This window comes from Actinokineospora auranticolor (assembly GCF_002934265.1).
GTDB lineage: Bacteria > Actinomycetota > Actinomycetes > Mycobacteriales > Pseudonocardiaceae > Actinokineospora > Actinokineospora auranticolor.
The window spans coordinates 125,937-149,993 of record NZ_PTIX01000006.1 but is presented as its reverse complement, the minus strand read 5'-3'; the positions used below and the strand labels follow the sequence as shown (position 1 = coordinate 149,993).

The window sequence follows — 24,057 nt, the reverse complement described above, 5'->3', positions numbered from 1 at the left end:
TGCACAGTGGCAGTGTATTGGTCTATACCGCAATGGTCTAAACCAACTTCGCCCGGTAAGGAGTACGCCTACGCGGTGTTCATGATCTTCTGCAGCGCCTCCAGGGCTCGGCTGGCGGTGGACTTGACCGTGCCTTTGGAGATGCCCGCCGCCTCGGCGATCTCGGCCTCGGTCAGGTTGCCGTAGTAGCGCAGCACCAGCACCTCGCGCTGGCGCGGCGGCAGCTGCGACAACGCCCTGACCACGCTCTGGTGTTCTGCGGTCAGCATGGCCAAACTCTCGGCGGACCGCGCGTTGACCGCGTGCGGCGGGGTGTACTCCCGCGCCGTCTTGCGCCTGCGCAGCACGCTGCGGGAGCCGTTGACCACAGCGGTGCGCAGGTAGCCGACGGCCGCGGCGGAGTCGCGCAGGCCGCCCCAGTTGCGGTGCAGGCCGGTGAACGCCTCCTGCACCACGTCCTCCGCGGTGGCGGGCTCGTCGACCAGCAGCAGCGCCAGCCGGATGAGCCGCATCCGGTGGGTGCGGTAGAGGTCCTCCAGCGTGAGCGGGGCCTCCGGTTTGGCCGCGGGCGCGCTCTTGAGGTCGATCGCGCGCAGTCGCGTCAGCGTCTGCTCGACCGTGCCCGTCTGCTGCCCCGGCGCCGGTTGGGCCGCCTGTTGCTGTCCCGCGGCGCCGGGCTCGGCCTGCTGCGCCTGCGGGTACTCACCTGGGTTGATGCCATCCCCTGCCACGGGCAAACCTTACCCGCCGCCCTGAACGGGGGATACCGTCCGACCGGCCAGATACACCCGGCCACCTGGCTGGGATCATGTGGCCCATGACCTGGTTCACCGTGGACACCCGCTACACCGACGACGACGCCCTCCTGCAGGCCGCCCGCCCCGCGCACCGCGACTTCCTGCGGGCCATGGTGGACTCCGGCCAGGTCCTGGCCGCCGGTCCCTGGGCCGACGGCCTCGGCGGGTTCTTCGTCGTCCGCGTCGAGGACCGCGCCGAGCTCGACCGGATCCTCGCCGCCGACCCGTACACCACCGGGGGCGTCGCGGCGGCCCGCGTGGTCCGCGAGTGGAACATCGTCCTGGGCAACGGGGCCTAGCGCGTCTTCGCCATCGCGGCGGCGCCACCCGCGCCGACCGGGCGCGACGAGGTGGCGGCGCCGCGGTCGGCGATGTCGGCCAGCGCCGCCCGGTCCGCCTTGGCGACCATGTTGCCGCGCACCCTCCCGCCGATCTCGATGATCGGCGGGAGGAAGGCGCGGAAGAGCTTGAGCAGGCCGACCCAGCCCGGCACGTGGATGGTGCGGTCGCGGCGCAGCACGCCCTTCTCCAGGGCGTCGAGCGCCAGCGGGACCGGGTGGGTCCGGCCGAGCGGGCCGGGCATCGCCGCGCGCAGCGGGCCGAAGACGGGGTGCTCGTCGGCGCCGTTGACCAGGTCGGTCGCGATCCAGGACGGGTGCGCGACCCCGACGCCGACGCCCAGGTGCCGCACCTCGGCGCGGAGGCTGTTGGTGAACGCCTCCACCCCGGCCTTCGCGGCGGCGTAGGCGGCCATCGCGGGGGCGTGCGTGATCGCGGCGAGCGACGAGACCACCAGCACGTAGCCCTTGGCCTCGATGACGTGCGGCAACGTCACCCGGACCGTGCGCCAGACGCCGAGCAGGTCGACCTCGATCGTGCGCTCGAAGGCCGCCGGGTCGATCGAGCGGACGAACCCGGCGGCCGCGATGCCCGCGTTGGCGATGACGACGTCGATCCGGCCGAACCGCGCGATCGTCTGCGCGGTCGCGGCCTCCAGCGCGGCCCAGTCGGTGACGTCGGCCTCGAAGACGGCCGCGTCCGGCCCGCACTCGGCGGCGACCGCGGCCATCTCCTCGGGTTCCAGCCCGACCAGCGCGACCTTGGCGCCCCGGGCGGCGAACCGGCGGGCCAACCCGGCGCCGAAGCCCCGGGCCGCGCCGGTGATCAGCACGACCTTGCCCCGCACGTCGCGTTCGCGGGCCAGCAGGTTCGTCACGCCCATCGCTACCTCCAGCGGGTTCGGTGCTTTGGACCGTACCGCAACCTACTGGGAGTAAGCTACCGCGAGTAACAGGTAATTCTAGAGCTCGGACGCGCTGGTCAACGCGGCGATCTCGGCGTCGGTGAGCTTGAGGTCGACCGACGGGAGCAGGTCAGCGAGCTGCTCCGGCGTGCGGGCGCTGGCGATTGGGGCGACGACGTTCGGCTGGGCCGTCAACCAGGCCAGCGCCACAGCGGCCACGGTCGTCGCGTGCGCCGCGGCCACGTCGTCGAGGGCCGCCAGCACCCGGTGGCCCCGGTCGTCGAGATAGGCCAGCGCGCCCGCCGCGCGCGGGCTGTCGCCGGGGGTGGCCGCGTCGCGGTACTTGCCGGTCAGGAAGCCCTTGGCCAGCGACCAGTAGGGCAGGACCCCCAGGTTCTCCTTCGCCGCCAGCGCCGCGTAGTCCGCCTCGTACTCGCGGCGCTCGACCAGGCTGTAGTGGGGCTGGATCGCGACATACCGCGCGAGCCCCTCCCGGTCGGAGATCGCCAGCGACTCCGCGATCCGCTCCGGCGCGAGGTTGGAGGCCGCGATGTAGCGAACCTTCCCCTCCTTGACCAGCGCGTCGAACGCCGTCAACGTCTCCTCGATCGGCGTCGACTCATCGTCGTAGTGCGCGTAGTAGAGGTCGATCCGGTCCGTGCCCAGCCGCCGCAACGACCCCTCGGCCGCCGCCTTGATGTTGGAAGCCGACAGCCCCTTGAACCCGTTGAGCGCGGACAGCTTCGTGGCGACCACGAACTCGTCCCGCTTTCCCCGCGCCGCCAACCAGGCCCCGATGATCGTCTCGGACTCGCCACCGGAGTTCCCGGGCGCCCACTGCGAGTACATGTCGGCGGTGTCCACGAAGTTCCCACCCGCGGCGGAGTAGGCATCAAGCACCGCGAAGGAGTCGTCCTGGCCGGCAGTCCAGCCGAAGACGTTGGTGCCGAGGTTAAGCGGGAAGACTTCGAGGTCGGATGAGCCGATGGTCGTCATGGCGCGAACGTACCCCGCAGACGTTCGTCTCGCATCGAACTATCGGAGCCGGTACTCCGCGAAGCCACGAGCGAGGTCCGCGCGGTGCTGAGGACTCCGCCCGACCGTGGCCCAGTGTGACCACAGCCCGGCGATGAACACGGCCCACGGCGTGAGCGCCCCCTCGGCGTCGCCCGACCACGTCGAGCGTTCTCGCGCCCACGCCTCGGCGGCCGACGGGGTGTGCCCGGCCTCGAACAGCCGCAACACCATGAACGCGGTGTCCACCCACGGCGCGCCTTGCCCAGGCAGACCCCAGTCGATGACGGCCACCCGGTCGCCGTCGATGAGGAACTGGAGACCGTGGAGATCCGTGTGGACAAGCCGGTCACCTCGCACCAGGTCCGGTACCCGCGCCGCCAACTCGTCCAGGGCGGCCGAATCATGTCCAGCCAACTCGGGAGTGCCTGCGTGCGTCCACCACGCCGTCTCCGCCCACCTGTCACTCAACGGCCGAACCCCAGGCGCGGGCACCACCGCGATCCGTTCCACCACACGCGCCGCAACCGCCAGATCCGGCGACCCAGGCGAGAGGTCGGCCGGTCGCCCCGGAACGTGGTCGAACCCCACGACGAACCACCTCCGACCCTCGCCGTCGATGACGTCCTCGGAGAACCGCACGGCAGGCGCGATCCCTACCGCTTTGGTGGCTGCCGCGGCCTCGTTCCGCAACCACCGCATCCGCGGCGAAACACCAACCACGGCCTTCACGAACGCCCGATCCCCACTCGCGACACCCAGAACAGCGGTGACGTCGGCGGACTGTCCTTCCGGGACATCCTCGACGCGGACGATCGGCCCGAGCTTGTTCGTCACGGCCGTGCCCACTTCGCTGGGCACATCGCCCCAAGCTGTTTTCGCCACTGCTACTTCCTGCGGGTTTCGGTGTTCTCGTTGCCGTCCGCGCCGGAGGCGTGGCAATTGCCCTCTTCGTGGCAAGGCCCGCAGTCCCCGGTCTCCATCCACAGCTCGTGGTCCACGCGGTACCCGGCTGCGGTGATCGCCGCCACAGTACGGCGCGTCCTCTCGCCCGGCTCCGCCGACGCGCCACCCGCGCCGTCGGGGACGTGGTGCAGGAATCGCGTCGCGATGCGTTCGCAGAAGTCCGCGTAGGCGTGGGTTTCGAGGATGAAGGCGTGCCACCCCCAGTCCACGACGGCCGAGGGGCCGAGTGGGTCGCCCGGCGTCGTGGCGGCGGTGGCGAGGAACGCCAGCGCCTGGTCCACGACGCGCTCGGCGTAGTCAATGGAGACGTTGTGCTCCCGGGCGACCGCCTGGGCCAGCCGGTCGAACAAGGCGGTGTCGTGGTCGAGCAGGTCGCGACCATCCCGGATCGCAGGGACAACGGCGGTCATCAGTTTTCCCTTCGGTTCGGTGCGCCGCGCGACTCCCCCACCGCTGCGGGGGAGTCGCGCGCGGCGTCAGTTGGCGGCGACCGGCTCGCCGTTCTGCTTCAGTTCCTCGCGGGCGTTCGAGGCGCGGGCGATGAGGCGGTCCAGGGCCTCCTCGGACAGCAGGATCGAGAGGTCTTCGCCGATCTCCAGCTCGACCCCGTCCGGCTGGACCGTGTAGTCGATCTTGGCGAAGCTCGCCGCGACCGCGACGTTGATGCCGATTCCGTTGCTGTAGAGCGTGTTCACGCTGCCTTCTTCCTGTGGGAGACTTCGATGCGGGAGATGCTACGCGGGGGAATGTTCTCCCCGCTAGACTCGAAAGTGGAATGTTCTTGGTTGATCGGGTGACCTAGGGTGTGCGCCATGCCCAGCACGCAGACGCGGCGGAAGCGTCGGTTCGGCCAGTACATCCAGGGGCTCCGGGAGCGGAAGGGCGTCACGGCCGAGTACGTCGCGGAACGGCTGCGCAAGCGCGCGAGCCAGATCTCGAAGGTGGAGAACGGGTACTACCTGTGCGCGTACGCCGAGCTGACCACGATGCTGGGCCTGTATGACGCGAAGGAAGAGGAGATCGCGGAAGCGGTCAGTCTCTGGGACGACGCGAAGCTCGACCCGGTGCGGATCGAGCACTCGTCGGCGGTGCCGACACGGTTCCGAGTGTTCCTTCGAACCGAGGCTGATGCCACATCGGTTCGGGAGTTGCAACACGCATGTGTGCCAGGGCTGCTCCAGACCGAGGCCTACGCGCGAGCGCTTGAGCAGTCATCCCCGTGGCTGACGACTCCGGACTGGCAAGCCAGCGGGTTCGTCTCGGCCAAGATGGCTCGACAGAAGTTGCTGGACGGGCCTCGGGCGCTGGACATGCGCGCGGTGGTGGACGTTGGAGTTATCCGCCGCGTGGTCGGCGGCGTGGAAGTGATGACCGAACAACTCCGCCGTCTGCTGGAGCTTGGGCAGCGGGACAACATTCACCTCCAGGTGATCGACTATGACGCAGGGGCGTATGGCTGCATGTCAGGTCCCTTGATCATCTTTGGGTTCGATGGATCCGACCAGGACTCGGTGTATCTGGAGTATCCGGGCGGAGGACAATGGGTCGAGGACGCGACCGACACCGGCAAGTTCGCCGCCATATTCGAGGCGGCGTCCACCCGGGCGTTGTCCGCTGTGGAGTCGGCCGCGCTGATCAGGGCTCAGGTCGATCTGTTGGAGGCACGTTGAGTGGGACCGAGTGGCGTATCAGCAGCTACAGCGGCACCAACGCCAATGCTTGCGTTGAGTTGAGCGTCACCCCGGGCGTTGCTCGGGTTCGGGACAGCAAGTTCAGGGCCGCAGGTGAGCTGACGTTCTCCCCGTCTTCCTTCGCGGCACTGCTGGAGGTGGCGAAGCGCGCTACTGTTCGTTAAGCGACGAACAAGCGGGAGGAAGCCATGGCAGCCGAGTTGGGCCGGGTCGGGGTGTGGAGCCTCAAGCACCTCTGGGACGACAACCACGAGCGCGCCGCCGAGCTGGAGGAACTCGGCTTCGGCACCCTCTGGCTCGGCGGCTCCCCCGGCGGCGACCTCACCCAGGTCGACGACATCCTCGCCAACACCCGCGCCCTCACCGTCGGCACCAGCATCCTCAACATCTGGACCGACACCCCGGCCACCGCCGCCGCGGCCCAGCACCGGATCGTCGACAAGTTCCCCGACCGCTTCGTGCTCGGCGTCGGCGCGGGCCACAAGGAGATCATCGAGCCCACCACCGGCCAGACCTACGAGCGCCCGTACTCCAAGCTCGCCGACTACCTGGACCAGCTCGACGTCCCCAAACACGACGTCGCCATCGCCGCCCTCGGCCCCAAGGCACTCAAGCTGGCAACCACCACCCGCGGCGCCCTCCCCTACCTGGTCACCCCCGAGCACACCGCGCAAGCGAGAGAAACCCTCGGCCAAGGCCCCCTGCTCGCCCCCGAGCAGCACGTCCTCCTCGAAACCGACCCCACCCGGGCCCGCGAGCTCGCCCGCCAAGCCCTCGGCCTCTACCTCGGCCTGCCCAACTACGTCCGCAACTGGCGCAGGCTCGGCTTCACCGACGACGACGTCCGCGGCAGCGACCACCTCGTCGACTCCCTCATCGCCTGGGGCGACGAAGACACCATCAAAACCAGGGTCGAAGAACACCTCGCCGCCGGGGCCGACCACGTGGCGATCCAGGTGGTCACCCCCGACGGCGGGCTGGACTTCGACCAGTACCGGCGACTCGCCGCCGCCCTGCTCTAACCGACGACGTCGACGCCCTTCCAGAACGCCACCCGGTCCTTGATCTCCGCCGCTTCCGGCTTGGGCTCGGCGTAGTACCACACGGCGTCGGGGTTCTCCGAGCCGTTGACGTGCAGCGTGTAGTAGTTCGCCGTGCCCTTCCACGGGCAGACGCTCGTCGTTTCGGAGGGTCGGAGGAAGTGCTGGTGCACCGACTCGACGGGGAAGTAGTGGTTACCTTCGACAATCACGGTGTCGTCGCTCTCGGCGATTACCTCGCCGTTCCAGGTAGCGGTGGCCATGCCGCCAGTCTGCCCCGGTTTGTACCTGGTCTGCTCGACACGGTGTCCACGGGCTGCTCGTAGGATGCGGCGGAACGGCGCAGGCCACCCCGAGGAGGAGCACCGATGCCCATCGCCACACCCGAGGTCTACGCGGAGATGCTGGACCGGGCCAAGGCGAACGAGTTCGCTTACCCGGCCATCAACGTGACCTCGTCGGAGACCTTGAACGCCGCGCTGCGCGGGTTCGCCGAGGCCGAGAGCGACGGGATCATCCAGGTCTCGACGGGCGGCGCGGAGTTCGCCTCCGGCACCAAGGTCAAGGACATGGTCACCGGCGCGGTCTCGCTCGCCGAGTTCGCGCACGTCGTGGCCCAGAAGTACCCGGTCAACATCGCCCTGCACACCGACCACTGCCCCAAGGACAAGCTCGACGGCTTCGTCCGGCCGCTGATCGCGATCAGCCAGGAGCGGGTCAACGCGGGCGGCAACCCGCTGTTCCAGTCGCACATGTGGGACGGCTCCGCGGTGCCGCTGGACGAGAACCTGGTCATCGCCGCCGACCTGCTGGAGAAGGCCGCCGCCGCGCGGATCGTGCTGGAGATCGAGGTCGGGGTCGTCGGCGGTGAGGAGGACGGCGTCGCCAACGAGATCAACGACAAGCTGTACACCTCCGCCGAGGACTACCTCAAGACCGTCGACGCGCTGGGCACCGGCGAGAAGGGGCGCTACCTGCTGGCCGCCACCTTCGGCAACGTGCACGGCGTCTACAAGCCGGGCAACGTCAAGCTCCGCCCGGAGATCCTCAAGCAGGGCCAGGAGGTCGTCGCGCAGAAGCTGGGCCTGGCCGACGGCTCGAAGCCCTTCGACCTGGTCTTCCACGGCGGGTCCGGCTCGCTGCTGGAGGAGATCCAGGAGGCGGTGTCCTACGGCGTCATCAAGATGAACATCGACACCGACACCCAGTATGCCTTCACCCGCCCGATCGCCGCGCACATGTTCAGCAACTACGACGGTGTGCTCAAGATCGACGGCGAGGTCGGCAACAAGAAGGTCTACGACCCGCGCAGCTACCTCAAGGCAGCCGAGCAGGCCATGGCCGCCCGCATCACCGAGGCGTGCGACCACCTCAAGTCCGCCGGGCGCATGATCGCGGGCTGACCCCCGCCGCGGAAGTCGAAGCACCGAAGGCCCCCTCTACCGCCGGGAGGGGGCCTTCGCCATTTCCAGCCAACCCGCGCCCAGCCGCGTTGCTCCGGCCTCGCTCGCGCCACAGCCTCGCCACACCCAACCAGGCCGCGCGGCGCGATGAGTCGGTGCGACGCAGACCAACGCAGCCGACCGCGGTGGACAGCGTGAGCGGACCCGCGTCAGCGCCTGCCTACTGCGGAAACCGATCAGGCGTCGGCACCGCCAGAAACGGGCCGCGAGGTCTTCGCCCGGTCCGGCAGCCACCGCCGTCCCCGCGCCAGCGCCCACAAACCCGCCACCCCGACCAGCGCGATCGGCGCCGACCACCAGGCCACCGGCGGCGCGTCGAGCAGCACGTCCTGCGCGTACAGGGCGCCGTAGCCCAGCGCCGTGACCAGCACGCCACCCAGCACGGCCTCCACCAGGTGCGGCTGCCGCGCTCGCCGCGCCAGGTCGACCGCCAAGCCGACGAACACCAGGTAGAACGGCACGGTCGACGGCGGGAAGTCGGCGGCGACCAGCAGCGGCCAGATCACCGCCCGGTACGCCACGTACGCCCCCGCGACGATCGTCGCCGCCCAGGTCAGCTTCATCGTGCGCGCCGCCACCGCCAGCACCAGCGCCGCCACCCCGATCCCCCACAGCGGGTACACCCACGACGGGATCGGCAGCGCGAAGTGCTCGATGGCCGCGTAGTCCACCGGTCGACCGATCTGGTTCGCGGCGAACTCCAGCAGCTCCCGCTCGGCGTAGCAGCTGGACACGTCCAGCACCCCGTGCGGCATGCAGGAGGTCATCTCCAGCGTCCCGTACTCCTGCTGGCCGTTCGGGAACACGGTGTTCTCCAGGAAGAACACCCACAGCGCGCCCAGCACCAGCGTCCCGCGCGGGCCCGCCGCCAACCAGCCGTCGATCAGGCCCGCGAGCATCAGCGCGGTCCCCAGGTAGAGCAGCCCGTGCGTGGCGCTCCACGCGGTCAGGTCCAGCCCGCTGATCCGGTGGTTGATCACGTCCAGCGGCGCGGCGATGAGGAACACGGCGAGACCGGTCTGCAACAGCCGCTGCGAGCGGCGGGTGGCGGCCATGCCGGTGTAGGTGTGGATCACCACCAGCACCACCGCGACCCCGGTGCCGATGCTGTTGAGCAGGTGCGGCGGCGCCAGGTCGTCGCGCAGGAACTTGAAGTGCCACGACTCGTCCCACGACGAGCCGAGCAGCTTGAACAGCAGCGCGATCAACCAGGTGTGGTACGCGAAGCGCCACACCCACTCCGGGGTCTCACGACCCACCGCACCCCGGGTCCAGTGCAGCCGGAAGAACGCCTTGAACTGCGCGACCGGACCCCGGACCTCGGTACCCACACCCTCATCCACGCGGCCATCATCCCCGCGCCCACCCCGCCGCCCCGACCCCGGGGCGCCCGGTCACCGAGCGTGCGGACCCTCGTGCGGCAGGATGGGGGCATGCAAGGAAACCTGCTCGGCCCCGAGCCGACCCTGCTCCCCGACCGCGCCGAGCCGCAGGCCGCCCTGGAGCGCGGTGACGACCCCGTCGCGGTCGCCAAGGCGTGGCCGGACTTCAGCGAGGCGTGGGCCGCGCTGGCCGAGGGCGCGCTGGCCGGTGGCGAGCCGGTCGCCGCGTACGCCTACGCCCGCACCGGCTACCACCGCGGCCTGGACCAGCTCCGCCGCTCCGGCTGGAAGGGCTTCGGCCCGGTTCCGTGGTCGCACCGCCCCAACCAGGGCTTCCTGCGCGCGCTCGCGGCCCTGGCCAAGGCCGCCAAGGAGATCGGCGACACCGAGGAGTACGAGCGCTGCTCCAGCTTCCTCGCCGAGTCCGACCCGAGCGCCCCCGGCGAACTGGGCCTGGTCTAACCGCGTCGGGCGCAGTCGTTGGCCACGTCCACCGACATCCGCAGGTCGAAGTAGTTGGCAGGCGGGTCCACCGCGTCACGGGACGAGTCCCGTGCCTCGTACTCCGGGGCCAAGGCGCCGTACTGGATGTCCGAGCAGGACATCAGCGAGGTGAACCCCTCGGCCTCGGTGATCGTCAGCCCCGCGGCCGAGTGCTCGAAGGTCTCCGAGGTGCGCTTGAGGACCAGGATGTCGTAGGGGCTGGAGAGCTTCTCCGGGTTCGAGGTGGCGAACGCGTAGGTGACCATGTAGTCGGTGTAGATCACCAGCTGGCCGTGGTCGCCGACCCCCGCCTGCATCTGCCCGGACACCTTCGGCGGGGCGGGCAGCAGGTGGTTGCCGTCGGCGATCCAGGACACCCAGCTCTGCCGCCCGTCGCCGGTCCGCGACCGCGCCCACTCGGCGCCCGCCGGGGTCAGCAACCGCAGGACCCGGTCGGTGTCGTGCCCTTCGAGGACCGCGGGGTCGAGCCGGGACGCGACGAGGAACCGGCGGACGCTCTCGTAGGCGTCCGCCACCTCGTCGGCGGAGTGGGTGCCCACGACATGGGCCTGGGGTGGGACCAGCCCGGCCTCGCCGTCGGCCCAGTCCGCGGCCGGGGTACCCGCGTAGGGCCGGGTCAGGTCCACGGCGTCCGGGTACAGCGCGCTCGTCCGCTCGTCGCGGATCGCGTCGCGCACCACCACGAGCCCGACGACGAGGAGGGCGAGGCCCGTGACCGTGACGATGGCCAGCGACCGGCGGTTGAGCCCGGTCCGACCCGCCCACCCGCGCCGTCGCCGTCGGAACCGGACGGCACCCCGCAGCCGCGCCCGCTTCGCGTCCCGGGCCGCCCGCTTGCGCGCCTGCGCCAGCCAGACCTCGTCCCGCAGGTCCGGGTGCTCGAAGATGTCGCCGAACGCGTCGTCGTCGGGGTCCTGCCCCGGCGCGCCCCCAATGACGTCAGCCATGCCAATGTCCCAAGGTCAGTCGCACTTGTCGTCTGTGGTCAATGAGGAGTTCGGGTCGAAGAACCGGCTTGGCGGCTCGAAGCCGCCACCGGGACCGACCTGCCGGTCCCGGTACGCCGGGGCCAGTTCGCCGTTCTCGGCTTCCGAGCAGGACATCGAGTAGAAGTAGCCCGCGGTCTCGCCGATCTTCATGTCCAGGTCCTCCGGCGGTCCCCCGCGGGAGTGGACGAAGGTGACCGCGGCCCGGTCGATGGCGACCACGTCGTAGGCGCTGGTGATGGTCTCGGGTCGCTCCGGGTCGAACGCGTAGGCGAAGACGTAGTCGGTGTGGATCTCCAGCACGCCGTGGTCGTCGACCGCGGCCCACATCCGCCCGGACACTTTGGGCGGGGCGGGCAGCAGGCGGTTGCCGTCGGCGATCCACGTCAGCCAGTTCGACATCTGGGCGCGGGTGCCTGTGCGTTGCGCCATGGCGTCGGCCCGGCCGAGCAGCCGCAGGGGCCGTTCGACGTCGTGGCCCACGATGACCGCCGGGTCCAGCCGGGCGGTGATGAGGAACCGCCGGGCCCACGCGTAGGCGTCGGCGACCTTCTCGGCGGTGTACGCGCCCACGGCCTCGGCCTCGGGCGCGACCAGCCCGGCCTCGCCATCGGCCCAGTGCGCGGCCGGGGTGCCCGCGAAGGGGTGGCCCAGGTCCACGGCGGTGCCCGGGGACAGCGGCTGTCCGGTCTCGTCCTCGACCGACTCGCGCAGCATCAGCAGGCCTGCGGCGAGCAGGCCGACGCCCGCGAGCGCCACGACGGTCAACGACCTGTGACCGAGTCCGGTCCGGCCCGCCCGCTTCCACCGCACCCGGATGGCGCCTCGCCGCCTGGCACGTTTCGCGTCCCGGGTCGCCTGCTTGCCCGCCTGCGCGAGCCAGGTCTCGTCCCGCAGGTCCGGGTGGTCGAAGATGGTGCCGAACGCGTCGTCTCCCGGGTCCTTCCCCGAAGTCGGCGCGCCCCCAGTGGCGTCAGCCATGCCATTCCCCAGTGGTGAATACCGAATAGCGCTCTCGCGCGAGAAGGGGAAGGGTAACCGAGCCAGGCTCGTTCCGGATAGTGACTGGGAGAACAGCGATAGGCTGTTCGTCTCCTGTTACTGATTCGAAACGGGCCGTGTTCGAGCGGCATTCCACCCGAACACGGCCCATTCGATCAGCAGCGGTCGAGCATGCCCGTCAGCGCCGACTTCTCCGCCGAGTTAACACTCAGGCTGTAGGTGTACTTCACGTGCGTCCACATCTTCGCGTAGGTGCACCAGTAGCCGGTCAGCGGCGGCTTCCAGCTCTCCGGGCCCTTGTCGCCCTTGGCCTGGTTGACGTTGTCGGTCACCGCGATCAACTGCGGGTGCGCCAGGTCGTTGGCGAACTGCTGGCGCTGGCTCGTCGTCCAGCTCGACGCGCCCGAGCGCCAGGCGGCGGCCAGCGGGACCACGTGGTCGATGTCCACATCGGAGGCCAGCGTCCAACTGCCGCCGTCGTACGGGCTGTACCAGGTGCCCGAGGTGGCCGAGCAGGACGAGTTGGTGACCACGCCGGACCCGTCCCGCTTGAGCACCGTCTCGCGGGTGTCGCAGGCGCCGGAGATGGTGATCCAGTGCGGGAACTTGTCACGGGAGTAACCCGTCATCGAGCCGTCCGCGCGGACGGTCAGACCGGACAGCTCGGACCGGGCGGTCGCCTCGCTGGGGATGCCGGGCGGTGTGGCGGCGGCCACCCCAGCCGACACGGTGGTGAGGGTGGCGGCGGCCAAAGTGGACAGCAACGCCGCGCCGAACCTGCGGAACCTGTGGGACATCGTGCTCCTCTCGCGGAACCGGGACCTCGCACGTGGATTTCTCACCGTGGTGGGCCGACATGGCGTTCGTCACTCCTGTGGGTGACGACGCGACGACGGCCCGTCAAAGCTCTGGATCACACCGGGCAGGCCGGGCGGTGCGCCGGTTCGGGGTCGGGCCAGTAGCCGAACGCGGGGTTGGAGGGGCTCTTCACGGCCGCCGAGCAGCCGCGCGAACGCACCGAGCCGTCGGGGTAGCCGACCCCGGTGTCGAGCCCGGACAGGCTCGTGACCTGCACGACCGGCTCGTCGAAGTAGACCGTCGCGCGGCCCTTGGGGCGCAGGCAGGTGGCCGGGACGAAGCCCCAGACGCCGTAGGTCCCACCCGGCCTGGGGGCGCTGATCAAGGCGACGGAACCGTCCTGGGTGACGTACCGATACGCCACCCGATCGAGATCGAGACCGGCCACTCGCTGGGCCGGGTCGACGACGTCCGGGGCGCCGTCGCGGCGGGTGTAGTTCAGCGACGGGGTGCAGTCCGCACCCGCCGCGAGGGACACGCCGGTGCCGAAGGTGATCCGCCGCCAGCCGGTCTTGCCGTCCACCGTGGTCTTGCGCAGCGAGTGGAACGGGGCGTTGATCGCGCCCACCCAGTCCCGCCAGCGGTCGGCGTCGGTGCCGCAGCGCTCGGGGACGCCGTCGAGGCCGCCCGCCTTCGCCGCGCGCGTCAGGTTGCCGCGCAGCACCCAGCCGACCGGGGTGGCCATGGCGTGGGCGGTCGTGACCCGGATCCGCACCCACTGGCCGCACTGAGCGGTGACCTCCGCGCGGTCGCCTTTCGCGGCATTGGCGAGCACGAGCCTGCCCGGGTATTCGCGGACGGTCGCGCGGTCCGCGGAGATCGTGTCCGAACTCGCGGCCTCGGCGGGCGAGATGACCGAGGTCGTCAATCCCGCCGCCAAAACGACGCCGATCAGCCAACCGGTTCTGCTATTGCGCACGTGACTACCTCCGGTGTTCGGTGCAACACCTCAAGTAGCCCTTGTCGGGTCGTTTTCCGGAACGCGCGGTGCGCAACCGGTCAACGACCGTGCACAGCGGGTCAGACCACCCCGCGCGCGATGCGGAGGTCCTCGGTGTGCCGGTACCAGGTCCACTTGGCCGCGTCCTTGACCACGCCGTCGCGGATCAGGTGGGTGCGGACGCAGCCGATCTGGAAGGCCCGGCCCGCGACCGTCGTGACCCGCCTGCCGAACAGGCCGCCGCGCACGACCCGGACCACCAGGCCCGCGCCGCCGTCCGGGTCCGGGGTCACCTCGATCCGCCGGGCCCGGCCGCGCAGGGCCGTGGTGTCGTCGCAGTAGGCGACACCCTGCGGCTGGTCGATCACGCCGAGACCGACCAGCACGCCCCCGGCGTCGTCGCGGATCAGGGGGAAGGCGTCGATCTCACCCGCCACCGCGACCGCCGCCAGCCGCTCCCGGTCGCGGGGCAGACCCCAGAGCACGGGGACCGCCGACGCCGTCGGGTCGGTGGGCACGAAGCCGACGGCGACCTCGGCGAGCAGCTCCAGGCGCATCACGCGGAGCACAACTGCGGCCAGGTCGGCATCGGTCCCGAACACGACGATCCGGGCACCGTTCGCGGCCTTGAGCAGCGGGTCCACGTCCGCGCGGCCCGGGGTGGCGGGCAGTTCCCGCCAGTCCAGCCCGTCACGCTCGGTGAGCGTCGCCGGGCGGCCGGTGTCGGTCGCGTTTCCGCAGGCCAGCACGAGTGCGCTCACCACAGTCTCCTGGTCTAGTCTCAGTCACCGGCATTCGCCCGAGGGCAGCAGCGGGTACGGGTGTCACAGGTATCTCCACACCGAAACACCTGGAGTTTCACATGCCGGCAATTGTGCTGATCGGCGCCCAGTGGGGCGACGAGGGCAAGGGCAAGGCGACCGACCTGCTCGGCGACCGCGTCCAGTGGGTCGTGCGGTACCAGGGCGGCAACAACGCGGGCCACACCGTCGTGCTCCCCGACGGCCAGAACTTCGCGTTGCACCTGATCCCGTCCGGCATCCTGACCCCCGGGGTCACCAACGTCATCGGCAACGGTGTCGTGGTCGACCCGGGCGTGCTGCTCAAGGAGCTGGCGGGGCTGGAGGAGCGCGGGGTGGACACCTCGCGGCTGCTGCTCTCCTCGGACGCGCACCTGATCATGCCCTACCACGTGGCCATCGATAAGGTCACCGAGCGCTACCTGGGCAAGGCCAAGATCGGTACCACCGGCCGCGGCATCGGCCCGGCCTACCAGGACAAGGTCGCCAGGGTCGGCGTCCGCGTGCAGGACCTGCTCGACGAGAAGATCCTGCGGCAGAAGGTCGAGGCCGCGCTCGACGTCAAGAACCAGATGCTGGTCAAGATCTACAACCGCAAGGCGCTGGACGCCAACCAGGTCGTGGACGAGGTGCTGGCCGCGCGCGAGCGGTTCGGCCACCGCATCGCCGACACCCGGCTGCTGCTCAACCAGGCGCTGGAGCGCGGCGAGACCGTGCTGCTGGAGGGCTCGCAGGGCACCCTGCTCGACGTCGACCACGGCACCTACCCGTTCGTCACGTCGTCGAACCCGACCTCCGGCGGCGCGTGCGCGGGCTCGGGCATCGGCCCCACCCGGATCACCACGGTGATCGGCATCCTCAAGGCCTACACCACCCGCGTCGGCTCCGGTCCGTTCCCGACCGAGCTCAACGACGAGATGGGCGAGCGGCTGCGCAAGATCGGCGGCGAGGTCGGCGTCACCACCAAGCGGCTGCGCCGCACCGGCTGGTTCGACGCCGTGATCGCCCGCTACGCGACCCGGGTCAACGGCATCACCGACTTCTTCCTCACCAAGCTCGACGTGCTCTCCGGCCTGGAGAAGGTGCCGGTCTGCGTCGGCTACCAGGTGGACGGGAAGCGGGTCGACGACATGCCGATGACCCAGACCGACGTGCACCACGCCGTCCCGGTCTACGAGGAGCTGCCCGGCTGGTGGGAGGACATCAGCCAGTGCCGCTCCTTCGACGAGCTGCCCGCCAACGCCCGCGCGTACGTGGAGCGGCTGGAGGAGCTGTCCGGCGCCCGCGTGTCCGCCGTCGGCGTCGGCCCGGGCCGCGACCAGACCATCGTGCGCCACGAGCTGGCCTGACCCTCGATCGACGAGACACCCCCGGAACCCGTTCCGGGGGTGTTTTCTTTTGCGCTGAAAGAAAGTCCAGGGCTTGACACCGGCTATTGCCTGGTGCGCAACAGAACCGGCGGTCCGCGCGGCGTGCGGATTTCCATGATCCGAGAACGCCGCGTCCGGTCGTTGACTTGCGCTGCCCGGCATTCGAGACTCGATGACATGAACGGCGGCTGTGACATGGCCTCGGCTCCGCCGAGGCGGCGAGATCGCTTTTAGGCCGATTTCTTCCCTCGCGGGTTGGGGCGGCCTAGGGCCGCCCCAACCCGCTCAGTCCAGAAACCGGCGCGATCTCGCACCCGCGATCGCCTCGAGAGAACCGACGCCATGTCGCAACTCTCGCCGCCCCATCTCACAGTGACGGGGGAATCCGTGTCCGTCTCGACCTTGAGCGCGCCCGCGCGCGTCGACACCACGACAGATCTGCCGACCGGGCGAAGAAGGCGGCTGCCCGACCTGCGCCGCTGGATAAGTCCACTTGCGATAGTTGCGCTGTGGCAGATCGCTTGTGAGACCGGTCTTCTACCGCCGGACAAGCTCAGCTCGCCGTGGACCGTGCTGCGGACCGGCGTCGAACTCGCGGGTACCGGTGAACTCGGCGACGCGTTCGTCGTGTCCACCACCCGCGTCGGCATCGGCTTCGCCGTCGGCGCGGTGATCGGGCTCGGGCTCGGTGTGGTCTCGGGCCTGTCCCGCTGGGGCGAGTTCCTGGTCGACCCACCCGTGCAGATGCTGCGCACGCTGCCGTTCCTCGGCCTGATCCCGCTGTTCATCCTGTGGTTCGGCATCGGTGAGGAACCCAAGATCGCGCTGGTCGCGCTGGGGGTCGCGTTCCCGCTGTACCTCAACGTGCACTCGGGGATCCGCGGCGTCGACAGCCACCTGATCGAGGCCACCACGGCCCTGGGCTACACGCGCACCGAGCGGCTGGTGCACGTCGTGCTGCCGTCGGCGCTGCCCAACACGCTGGTCGGGCTGCGCCAGTCCCTGGGGGTGGCGTGGTTGTCGCTGATCGTCGGCGAGCAGGTCAACGCCAGCAGCGGGCTCGGCTACCTGATCAACAACGCCCGGGAGTTCCTGCGCACCGACGTCATCGTGGTCGGCCTGGTGGTCTACGCGGCCCTGGGGCTGGCCACCGACGCGATCGTGCGCCTGGTCGAGAGGAGGGCACTGCGGTGGCGGGTGTGACGGTGCGCGGGCTGACCAAGCGGTTCGGTGAGCGCGCGGTCCTGCGCGGGGTGGACCTGGAGATCGCGCCCGGCGAGTTCGTCGCGCTGCTGGGGCGCAGCGGGTCCGGCAAGTCGACGTTGCTGAAGGTGTTGGCGGGGCTGGACACCGACGTCGAGGGAGCGGCCACAGTGGACGGTGGGGTGTCGGTGGCGTTCCAGCAGCCGCGCCTGCTGCCGTGGCGGCGCGTGTGGCGCAACGTCGTGCTGGGGCTGCATCCCCCGGTCGGGCGGGACGTGGCGGTGCGCGCGCTGGAGGAGGTGCGGCTCGCCGACCACGCCGACGCCTGGCCGCGCACCCTCTCCGGCGGCGAGGCGCAGCGGGTGTCGCTGGCCCGCGCGCTGGTCCGCGAACCCGACCTGCTGCTGCTCGACGAACCCTTCGGCGCCCTCGACGCGCTGACCCGGCTGGCCATGCACCGGCTGGTGGAGGGCCTGTGGCAGCGGCACCGGCCCGCGGTGCTGCTCGTGACCCACGACGTCGACGAGGCGCTGCTGCTCGCCGACCGCGTCCTCGTGCTCGACGACGGCCGCATCGCCGCCGAGTACCCGCTCGACCACCCGCGGCCGCGCCGCGCCGCCGACCACATCGACATCCGCGCCGCGGTGCTCGCGGACCTGGGAGTGACCGACCGTGCGACTGCTTAAGCTCGTGCCCCTCGCCGCCCTGCTGGTGCTGGCGGGCTGTGGGAGTCCGACCACCCCGGCGGCGGTGCCGGACACCGTCGGCGCGGCCGACCTGGCCGGGGTGACGCTCAAGATCGGCGACCAGAAGGGTGGCCAGAAGTCGTACCTGGAGGCCGCGGGCCTGCTCAAAGACCTGCCGTACAAGGTGGAGTGGGCGACCTTCACCTCGGGGCCGCCGCTGCTGGAGGCCGCGTCGGCGGGCGCGATCGACGTCGGGGTCGTCGGCAACACGCCGCCGCTGTTCGCCGCCGCGGCCAAGGCCAAGATCGCCGTGGTCTCGGCGCAGACCGGTGACGTCTCCAGCGACACCGTGCTCGTGCCAGGCGACTCGCCGCTGCGCTCGATCGAGGAGCTGAAGGGCAAGCGGATCGGCGTGGCCAAGGGCAGTTCCGCGCACGGCGTCGTGCTCAACCTGCTGCTGCGGGCCAAGCTGAAGGTCTCCGACGTGCAGCTGAGCTTCCTCCAGCCGTCCGAGGGGTACGCCGCGTTCACCCAGAAGCAGGTCGACGCCTGGGCGGTCTGGGACCCGTACACCACCCAGGCCCTGCGGGACGCGAACGCGCGGGTGCTCATCGACGGCACCGGCACCCCCGGCGGCGGCAAGGGGCAGACCGAGGCCGGACCGGACTCGCTGACCAACGGCTACGGGTTCCTGGTCGCCGGTCGTGCCGCGCTGGGAGATCCGGGTAAGAACACCGCGCTGCGCGACTACGTCGTCCGGTACGCCAAGGCCCTCAACTACGCCAAGAGCCACACCGACGAGCGCGCAGCGGTGTGGGCCAAGGAGACGGGCCTGAAGCCGGAGGTCGCCCTGGAGGCGGCGCGGCGCGGGCTCGACCGCCCGATCGGCCTGGACGACGCGGTGATCGCCGGTGAGCAGAAGCTCGCCGACGCGTTCGTCGACGCCGGTGTCCTGCCCACCAAGTTCACCTTCGCCGACTTCGTCGACCGCCGCTTCACCGCGGACGTCGCCGGGGTCGCCAAGTCCGGAGCGCAGAAATGAGCGTCACCACCCACTGGTTCCTCCCCACCTCGGGCGACGGTCGCACGGTCGTCGAACGCTTCCACGCCAACCGCGCCGAGCACTCCGCGCGCCGCGAGCCCGACATCGACTACCTGGCCCAAGTGGCGCGCGCTGCCGAGCAGTTGGGGTTCACCGGCGTGCTCACCCCGACCGGCACCTTCTGCGAAGACGCCTGGCTGGTCACCGCCGCGCTCATCCGCGAGACCAGCAGGCTCAAGTTCCTCGTCGCCTTCCGCCCGGGTGCCGTCACCCCGACCCTGGCCGCCCAGATGGCCGCCACCTACCAGCGGATCTCCCGGGGCAGGCTGCTGCTCAACGTCGTCACCGGCGGCGACGCCGTCGAGCAGGAACGCTTCGGCGACTTCCTCGACCACGACACCCGCTACGCCCGCACCGACGAGTTCCTGTCGATCGTGCGGGGCATCTGGACCGGCCGACCCCACGACTTCGACGGCGACCACTACCGCGTCGTCGGCGCCACCGCCCTGCGCCCACCAACCCCACTCCCCGAGATCTACTTCGGCGGCTCTTCCGACGCGGCGCTCCCCGTCGCCGCCCGCCACGCCGACGTGTACCTGACCTGGGGCGAACCACCGGCCCAGGTCGCCGAGAAGATCAACCGCGTCCGGGCCCTGGCCCCCGACCGCCCCCTCCGCTTCGGCATCCGCCTGCACACCATCAGCCGCGACACCTCCACCGAAGCCTGGTCCGAAGCCCAACGCCTGCTGGACGCCCTGGACCCGTCCACCGTCGCTGCCGCCCAAACCCAACTGTCCGCCAGCCAATCCGTCGGCCAACAGCGCATGCTGGAGCTGCACAAGGGCGGCTTGGACCGTGGGGTGCGCGGCCTGGAGGTGCACCCGGGATTGTGGGCGGGCATCGGCCTGGTCCGCGGCGGCGCGGGTACGGCACTGGTCGGCAGCCACGCGGAGGTGGCCGACCTGATCGAGGAGTACCACTCGATCGGCATCACCGAGTTCGTCCTCTCCGGCTACCCCCACCTCGAAGAGGCCTACTGGTTCGGCGAAGGCGTCCGCCCCGAACTGGCTCGCCGAGGCCTCCTGGTCGGCTCGAACCCGACCGCGGCAGGGACGTTGCCCGTGGCCGCTTCATAGGTGACTCACGTAAGAGGGGCCTCGCGGTGGCGAGGCCCCTCTTCGTGTCAGTGGACGACCTTGTGCAGGAAGGCGATCGAGCCACCGGTACCGGTGATCCCACTCAACACGGCGACGGCGACCGCGCCGCCGCCGAGGAAGGTCAACCCGCCGACCAAGGCCCCGAACAGCAGGCCAAGGGTGAGGATGACCGCGGTGCGGACGGTGAGCAGCGGCGGCGGACCAGATGCGGGCATGGGGCGCACCCTTCGTCGAGGTCGGTGCTTGGCGAACGGTGACTTGTAGGTCGGCACCCCCACCGGTACCCACGCGTCTTCCCGGTCGGGAGAAAACCGCACAATGGCCGTGGGGTACCGGGCCCGGCGCGACCTACAAGCCGGACGAGGTCCCGCACGCCGGTACAACCCCTGCGGTCGAGGAGGTGACGGACGGCCCGATGCCAGCCGACGAACAGGCCGAGCGGCGGCGACACGACATCGCCGTGTACGACGTCCTCGCCCTGGAGGGATTCCGTGGTCGCAACTGGGACCGGTTCGCCGACGACCTCGCCAGGTACGGGTACGCCACCGTGATGGCCTGGCTGCGCTGCGGGGAGATGTTCGCGTTCTGCGCCAACCAGAACCGCGCCCTGCCCGCACCGCCGTGGTACTGGACCGACGACGACCGCGCCGAACTGGCCAACCTCACCGTCACCACGGCGCTCAACGACTTCCGCAGGCGAGCGGGCGAAGGCACCGGGTGGAACCCGGACGGCGGCGCGAGCATCCGCACCTACTTCATGGGCAACTGCGTGCTGTCCTTCCCCAACCACTACCGCCGGTGGCTGGGTGAGCAGGAGCGGCACGCGCCGCTGACCGAGGTCAACGGCGACCGGCACGCGGTCGACCCGGCAGACCTCGCGGTCACCGCCCTGACCGCGCGCGAAGCCCTCGACGACATCCCCGACGAGCGGACCCGCCGAGCCGTCGTCCTGCACGCCCAGGGGTACACGCACGCCGAGATCGCCGACCTGATCGACACCACGCCCCGCGCCGTGGAGGGTCTGCTGCACCGCCAACGACACCGAGCCCGGGGAGAGGGGCGGCAGCCATGACCGAGTTCGACGACCTGCTCGCCGCGTCCTCGCTGGGGGACCCGGCCGCCGTCGAGTTGCGGGACCGCGCCCCGGCCACGCACTCGATCGTCGCGGGTGACGTGCCCGTCCGCGAGCCGGAACCACCACGCCCCCTGCTGCCCGCCGAGATCGACCGCCTCACCGCCTTCGTCCACGGCCGCCTCTCGACATCGGCGCTGTGGGACCCCCGCCTCGACAACGAAACCGACCCGGAACGAGTCCGGGCAGGCGTGCTCCCGCTGATCCGCGCTTACTGCGAGGTGAAGGTGGTCGAGGATGTCCCTGACGTCGTCGAGTCGGCGGTTTCGGGAGTGATCACCCTGCTTGGCCACAAGCCCCTGCTGCCGTTGGTCCTGGGCGTCACCACCACCCGCGTCCGGCACGCCGCCCGACAGGCCCCCTCACCGCCCCGCTCGGAGATCGACACCGCGCTGGCGGACCTCCATCCCCGACTGCGCGAGATCGTCGTCCTGCGGGTTCTCCTGGGCCTGACAGACCGGCAAACCGCCGAGGCCCTGGAGAGCACTGTCGGCGAGGTCGCGGACGCCCTGTTGCGCGCCCGCACCACCCTGCTCACCGCCGTCCCCGTTCGGGAACCCAGCCGCCACGACCGGCGCCCCGGCGGCCTCGCCATCGCGGTCGGCGGCGAGGTCGACGGCCCGCCGTGGGCGGCCCTCACCGGTACCGCTCGCCACACCGCCTGCGTCGTCGCGGCTCGCGATGGAGACCGGCGGGCCCTGGACGCCTTGGTCGTAGAACTGTCCCCGGTCCTGTGGCACGTCGCCCGCGGGCAGGGACTCGACCGCTCCACCGCCGAGGACGTGGTGCAAACGGTCTGGCTGGCCCTGCTGAGGCACGTCGAGAGCATCAACGAACCAGGGGCCCTGCTCGGCTGGCTCATCACCACCACCAGGCGCGAGTCCCGCCGCGCCCACCAACGCGATGGCGCCCTGTCCGCCGACGTCCCCGGCCCCGAACCGGTTCCGGAGAGCGAAGCCGTGCGTGCCGAGCGTGACCGCACCCTGTGGCGTGCCTTCCACCGCCTGGATCCTCGCTGCCAGGAACTCCTCCGCCTCGCGGTGCTGGCGGGCCGCGCCGAGCACCGGCTCCTCGCGGAGCGCCTCCACCTGCCCCCGGGCAGCATCGGCCCGACCCGGGGCCGCTGCCTCAACGCCCTGCGCGTCCTCTACTACGAAGGCGACCCGGACTGAGCCGCCCAGCTCACTCCCGGGCCAGCACGGCCTCCTCCAGGTCCAGCTCCCGCTGCACCCTCCGCAAGATCTCGTCGTCGATCTCGCCGCGGTCGCGCGCCTGGACGAACACCGCCCGCTCCGCCTCCAGCATCTGCCTGCGCAGCCTGCGGAACGTGGCGGCCGGGCTCTCCGTCTCCTGCCTGCCCAGCCGCTCCCACGCGGCGTTGCCCCGGTGCTCGGCCAGGGCCCGCAGCCGGTCGGCGAGGTGCGGGGGCACGTCGTCGTCGTTGATCAGTTCGTCGAGCCGGTCGACGGCGGCGCGGGCGGCGGAGTTCTGCACCTGCGCCTCGGCCAGCGCCCGGTCCTGCCCGTCCGTGGCGCGCACGTCCAGCCTGCGGATCAGCGCGGGCAGGGTCATGCCCTGGATCAGCAGCGTCCCCACGGTGACCACGAAGGTCAGCAGGATCACCACGTCCCGACCGGGCATGTCCAGCGGGATCGCGGCCGCCGCCGCCAGCGACACCACACCCCGCATACCCGCCCACGAGATCACCGTCAGGTGCCGCCAGTTCGGCTTCGGCTCGCGCTTGCGGATGCCCGGGAACAGCCACCGCGGCAGGTGCGCGGCGGGGAACACCCACAGGAACCGCACCAGGATCACCGCCACCAGCACGATCCCGGACGCGACCAGCAGTTCCCAGCCCGGCTTGGCCTCGGACACGACGTTCCGCAGTTGCAGGCCGATCAGCGCGAAGACCAGCGACTCCAGCAGTACGTCCACCGACTGCCACACCGCGGTCTCCTGCAACCGCGTCGAATAACCCGCCGCGGGCGCGTTGTGGCCCAAGTAGAGCCCAGCCACCACTACGGCCAACACACCCGACGTGTGCACCTCTTCGGCGAGCAAGTACGCACCGAACGGCACCAACATCCCCAGCGCGCTTTCCAGGATGCCGTCTCCCAGCCGCAACCGGATCGCGTGCACCACGATGCCCAGCACCAGGCCGAACGCGATACCGCCGACGGACGTGATCAGCAGCGTCAGCGCACTGTCCCACCAGGAGAACGCCGCCACCCCGGTCGCTGCGGCCACCGCCACCCGAAACGCGGTAAGCGCGGTCGCGTCGTTCCCCAGGCTTTCACCGGTCAACAACGTCATCGCCCGACGCGGTAGGCCCAACCGCCGCCCGATGGCCACCGCCGCCACCGCGTCCGGCGGCGCCACTACGGCGCCGAGAACCAGCGCGGACGCCAACGGGAGACCGGGCACGACCATGTGCGCCACAAGCCCCACCACGGCCGTAGTGGCCAACACCAGCCCGATCGCCAAGAGGCCGATCGGACGGATACTGGCTTTGATGTCCAGGTAGGAGCTGTCCAGCGCGGCGGAGTACAACAGAGGGGGTAGGACGAGCAGGAGCACGAACTCGGGGTCGAGGTGGAAATCGGGTATCCCCGGGATGAAGGACACCACGAGCCCCACGGCGACCAGCAGCAGCGGCGCGGGCCAGTCGAACTTGCGCGCCAACGCGGCCACCGCGAGCGATCCCGCCAGCAGCAGGAGCAGATCCACCCGTACCTCCTCGTCGTCGTACGCAAGGATTACCCACGCGACCGCCAGCCGGAA

At 70.7% G+C, this 24,057-nt stretch carries 28 protein-coding genes; 13 read left to right on the top strand and 15 right to left on the bottom strand.

Going from position 1 to position 24,057, the window contains the following annotated elements; translation table 11 throughout:
* Window positions 1-68: 68 nt before the first annotated feature.
* Window positions 69-605, bottom strand: coding sequence for a SigE family RNA polymerase sigma factor (locus CLV40_RS13405; RefSeq protein WP_104479434.1), 537 nt, complete (start codon window positions 603-605; stop codon window positions 69-71).
* A 212-nt stretch (window positions 606-817) separates the two neighbouring features.
* Between CLV40_RS13405 and CLV40_RS13400 the strand changes: the two genes are divergently transcribed.
* On the top strand, window positions 818-1,096 hold the full coding sequence (locus CLV40_RS13400; RefSeq protein ID WP_104479209.1) for a YciI family protein: 279 nt from the start codon (window positions 818-820) through the stop codon (window positions 1,094-1,096).
* Here CLV40_RS13400 and CLV40_RS13395 read toward each other — a convergent pair.
* The 5 genes from CLV40_RS13395 to CLV40_RS13375 form a co-directional block, all read right to left on the bottom strand.
* A complete protein-coding gene (locus CLV40_RS13395) occupies window positions 1,093-2,019 on the bottom strand; it encodes a short-chain dehydrogenase/reductase (RefSeq protein ID WP_104479208.1) in 927 nt (308 codons plus the stop codon). The two genes, CLV40_RS13400 and CLV40_RS13395, sit on opposite strands and share 4 nt — an antisense overlap.
* Before the next feature lie 78 nt (window positions 2,020-2,097).
* On the bottom strand, window positions 2,098-3,036 hold the full coding sequence (locus CLV40_RS13390; RefSeq protein ID WP_104479207.1) for an aldo/keto reductase: 939 nt from the start codon (window positions 3,034-3,036) through the stop codon (window positions 2,098-2,100).
* A gap of 39 nt (window positions 3,037-3,075) precedes the next feature.
* Window positions 3,076-3,525, bottom strand: a complete 450-nt coding sequence (locus CLV40_RS39495; RefSeq protein ID WP_245931267.1) for a phosphotransferase — start codon at window positions 3,523-3,525, stop codon at window positions 3,076-3,078.
* 416 nt (window positions 3,526-3,941) lie between these two features.
* Window positions 3,942-4,430, bottom strand: coding sequence for a glycine-rich domain-containing protein (locus CLV40_RS37975; RefSeq protein WP_181043480.1), 489 nt, complete (start codon window positions 4,428-4,430; stop codon window positions 3,942-3,944).
* A gap of 66 nt (window positions 4,431-4,496) precedes the next feature.
* Window positions 4,497-4,715 carry a hypothetical protein gene (locus tag CLV40_RS13375; RefSeq protein ID WP_104479205.1) on the bottom strand — a complete coding sequence of 73 codons (219 nt, stop codon included), beginning with the start codon at window positions 4,713-4,715 and terminating at the stop codon, window positions 4,497-4,499.
* 117 nt (window positions 4,716-4,832) lie between these two features.
* Between CLV40_RS13375 and CLV40_RS38910 the strand changes: the two genes are divergently transcribed.
* The 3 genes from CLV40_RS38910 to CLV40_RS13360 are packed head-to-tail and all read left to right on the top strand — an operon-like array spanning window position 4,833 to window position 6,733.
* A complete protein-coding gene (locus CLV40_RS38910) occupies window positions 4,833-5,690 on the top strand; it encodes a helix-turn-helix domain-containing protein (protein ID WP_146108025.1) in 858 nt (285 codons plus the stop codon).
* Complete coding sequence (locus tag CLV40_RS39490; RefSeq protein ID WP_245931266.1) at window positions 5,687-5,875, top strand: DUF397 domain-containing protein; 189 nt, start codon at window positions 5,687-5,689, stop codon at window positions 5,873-5,875. The genes CLV40_RS38910 and CLV40_RS39490 overlap by 4 nt, the downstream gene beginning before the upstream one ends.
* Window positions 5,876-5,899: 24 nt before the next feature.
* Window positions 5,900-6,733 (top strand): LLM class F420-dependent oxidoreductase, encoded by an 834-nt coding sequence (locus tag CLV40_RS13360; RefSeq protein WP_104479202.1) that lies wholly within the window; start codon window positions 5,900-5,902, stop codon window positions 6,731-6,733.
* Here CLV40_RS13360 and CLV40_RS13355 read toward each other — a convergent pair.
* Window positions 6,730-7,014, bottom strand: coding sequence for a DUF427 domain-containing protein (locus tag CLV40_RS13355; protein WP_104479201.1), 285 nt, complete (start codon window positions 7,012-7,014; stop codon window positions 6,730-6,732). The genes CLV40_RS13360 and CLV40_RS13355 overlap by 4 nt on opposite strands.
* A gap of 105 nt (window positions 7,015-7,119) precedes the next feature.
* Here CLV40_RS13355 and fbaA point away from each other — a divergent pair, with 105 nt between their 5' ends.
* Window positions 7,120-8,154, top strand: coding sequence for a class II fructose-bisphosphate aldolase (fbaA, locus tag CLV40_RS13350; protein WP_104479200.1), 1,035 nt, complete (start codon window positions 7,120-7,122; stop codon window positions 8,152-8,154).
* Between the two features lie 236 nt (window positions 8,155-8,390).
* On the opposite strand, the gene CLV40_RS13345 is transcribed toward fbaA, so the two are convergent.
* A complete protein-coding gene (locus CLV40_RS13345) occupies window positions 8,391-9,557 on the bottom strand; it encodes a hypothetical protein (RefSeq protein WP_104479199.1) in 1,167 nt (388 codons plus the stop codon).
* Between the two features lie 90 nt (window positions 9,558-9,647).
* Between CLV40_RS13345 and CLV40_RS13340 the strand changes: the two genes are divergently transcribed.
* Complete coding sequence (locus CLV40_RS13340) at window positions 9,648-10,058, top strand: DUF3151 domain-containing protein (RefSeq protein ID WP_104479198.1); 411 nt, start codon at window positions 9,648-9,650, stop codon at window positions 10,056-10,058.
* On the opposite strand, the gene CLV40_RS13335 is transcribed toward CLV40_RS13340, so the two are convergent.
* The 5 genes from CLV40_RS13335 to CLV40_RS13315 form a co-directional block, all read right to left on the bottom strand.
* Complete coding sequence (locus CLV40_RS13335; protein ID WP_104479197.1) at window positions 10,055-11,047, bottom strand: hypothetical protein; 993 nt, start codon at window positions 11,045-11,047, stop codon at window positions 10,055-10,057. The genes CLV40_RS13340 and CLV40_RS13335 overlap by 4 nt on opposite strands.
* 15 nt (window positions 11,048-11,062) lie before the next feature.
* Window positions 11,063-12,067, bottom strand: coding sequence for a hypothetical protein (locus tag CLV40_RS13330; protein ID WP_104479196.1), 1,005 nt, complete (start codon window positions 12,065-12,067; stop codon window positions 11,063-11,065).
* A gap of 176 nt (window positions 12,068-12,243) precedes the next feature.
* On the bottom strand, window positions 12,244-12,885 hold the full coding sequence (locus tag CLV40_RS13325) for an HNH endonuclease family protein (protein ID WP_104479195.1): 642 nt from the start codon (window positions 12,883-12,885) through the stop codon (window positions 12,244-12,246).
* Between the two features lie 116 nt (window positions 12,886-13,001).
* A complete protein-coding gene (locus CLV40_RS13320) occupies window positions 13,002-13,865 on the bottom strand; it encodes a hypothetical protein (protein ID WP_146108024.1) in 864 nt (287 codons plus the stop codon).
* Window positions 13,866-13,966: 101 nt separating this feature from the next.
* Window positions 13,967-14,647: a hypothetical protein gene (locus CLV40_RS13315; RefSeq protein WP_104479193.1), complete on the bottom strand. Its 681-nt coding sequence runs from the start codon at window positions 14,645-14,647 to the stop codon at window positions 13,967-13,969.
* 101 nt (window positions 14,648-14,748) lie between these two features.
* On the opposite strand from CLV40_RS13315, the gene CLV40_RS13310 reads away from it, so the two are divergent.
* The 5 genes from CLV40_RS13310 to CLV40_RS13290 all read left to right on the top strand — a co-directional run bounded on the left by CLV40_RS13310 (window position 14,749) and on the right by CLV40_RS13290 (window position 20,123).
* Window positions 14,749-16,035: an adenylosuccinate synthase gene (locus CLV40_RS13310; protein ID WP_104479192.1), complete on the top strand. Its 1,287-nt coding sequence runs from the start codon at window positions 14,749-14,751 to the stop codon at window positions 16,033-16,035.
* 408 nt (window positions 16,036-16,443) lie between these two features.
* Window positions 16,444-17,259, top strand: a complete 816-nt coding sequence (locus CLV40_RS13305; protein WP_374065131.1) for an ABC transporter permease — start codon at window positions 16,444-16,446, stop codon at window positions 17,257-17,259.
* Complete coding sequence (locus tag CLV40_RS13300; RefSeq protein ID WP_104479191.1) at window positions 17,247-17,945, top strand: ABC transporter ATP-binding protein; 699 nt, start codon at window positions 17,247-17,249, stop codon at window positions 17,943-17,945. The genes CLV40_RS13305 and CLV40_RS13300 overlap by 13 nt, the downstream gene beginning before the upstream one ends.
* Window positions 17,932-18,987 carry an ABC transporter substrate-binding protein gene (locus CLV40_RS13295; protein WP_245931265.1) on the top strand — a complete coding sequence of 352 codons (1,056 nt, stop codon included), beginning with the start codon at window positions 17,932-17,934 and terminating at the stop codon, window positions 18,985-18,987. Before CLV40_RS13300 ends, CLV40_RS13295 begins: the two co-directional genes overlap by 14 nt.
* Window positions 18,984-20,123, top strand: coding sequence for an LLM class flavin-dependent oxidoreductase (locus tag CLV40_RS13290; RefSeq protein WP_104479189.1), 1,140 nt, complete (start codon window positions 18,984-18,986; stop codon window positions 20,121-20,123). The genes CLV40_RS13295 and CLV40_RS13290 overlap by 4 nt, the downstream gene beginning before the upstream one ends.
* A 47-nt stretch (window positions 20,124-20,170) precedes the next feature.
* On the opposite strand, the gene CLV40_RS13285 is transcribed toward CLV40_RS13290, so the two are convergent.
* Entirely contained in the window at window positions 20,171-20,359 is a 189-nt protein-coding gene (locus CLV40_RS13285; RefSeq protein ID WP_104479188.1) for a hypothetical protein, read from the bottom strand.
* A 200-nt stretch (window positions 20,360-20,559) separates the two neighbouring features.
* Here CLV40_RS13285 and CLV40_RS13280 point away from each other — a divergent pair, with 200 nt between their 5' ends.
* A complete protein-coding gene (locus CLV40_RS13280) occupies window positions 20,560-21,216 on the top strand; it encodes an RNA polymerase sigma factor (protein ID WP_181043479.1) in 657 nt (218 codons plus the stop codon).
* On the top strand, window positions 21,213-22,448 hold the full coding sequence (locus CLV40_RS40775; RefSeq protein ID WP_104479186.1) for an RNA polymerase sigma factor: 1,236 nt from the start codon (window positions 21,213-21,215) through the stop codon (window positions 22,446-22,448). Before CLV40_RS13280 ends, CLV40_RS40775 begins: the two co-directional genes overlap by 4 nt.
* Window positions 22,449-22,458: 10 nt before the next feature.
* On the opposite strand, the gene CLV40_RS13270 is transcribed toward CLV40_RS40775, so the two are convergent.
* Window positions 22,459-24,003 (bottom strand): Na+/H+ antiporter, encoded by a 1,545-nt coding sequence (locus tag CLV40_RS13270; protein WP_104479185.1) that lies wholly within the window; start codon window positions 24,001-24,003, stop codon window positions 22,459-22,461.
* Window positions 24,004-24,057 lie beyond the last annotated feature (54 nt).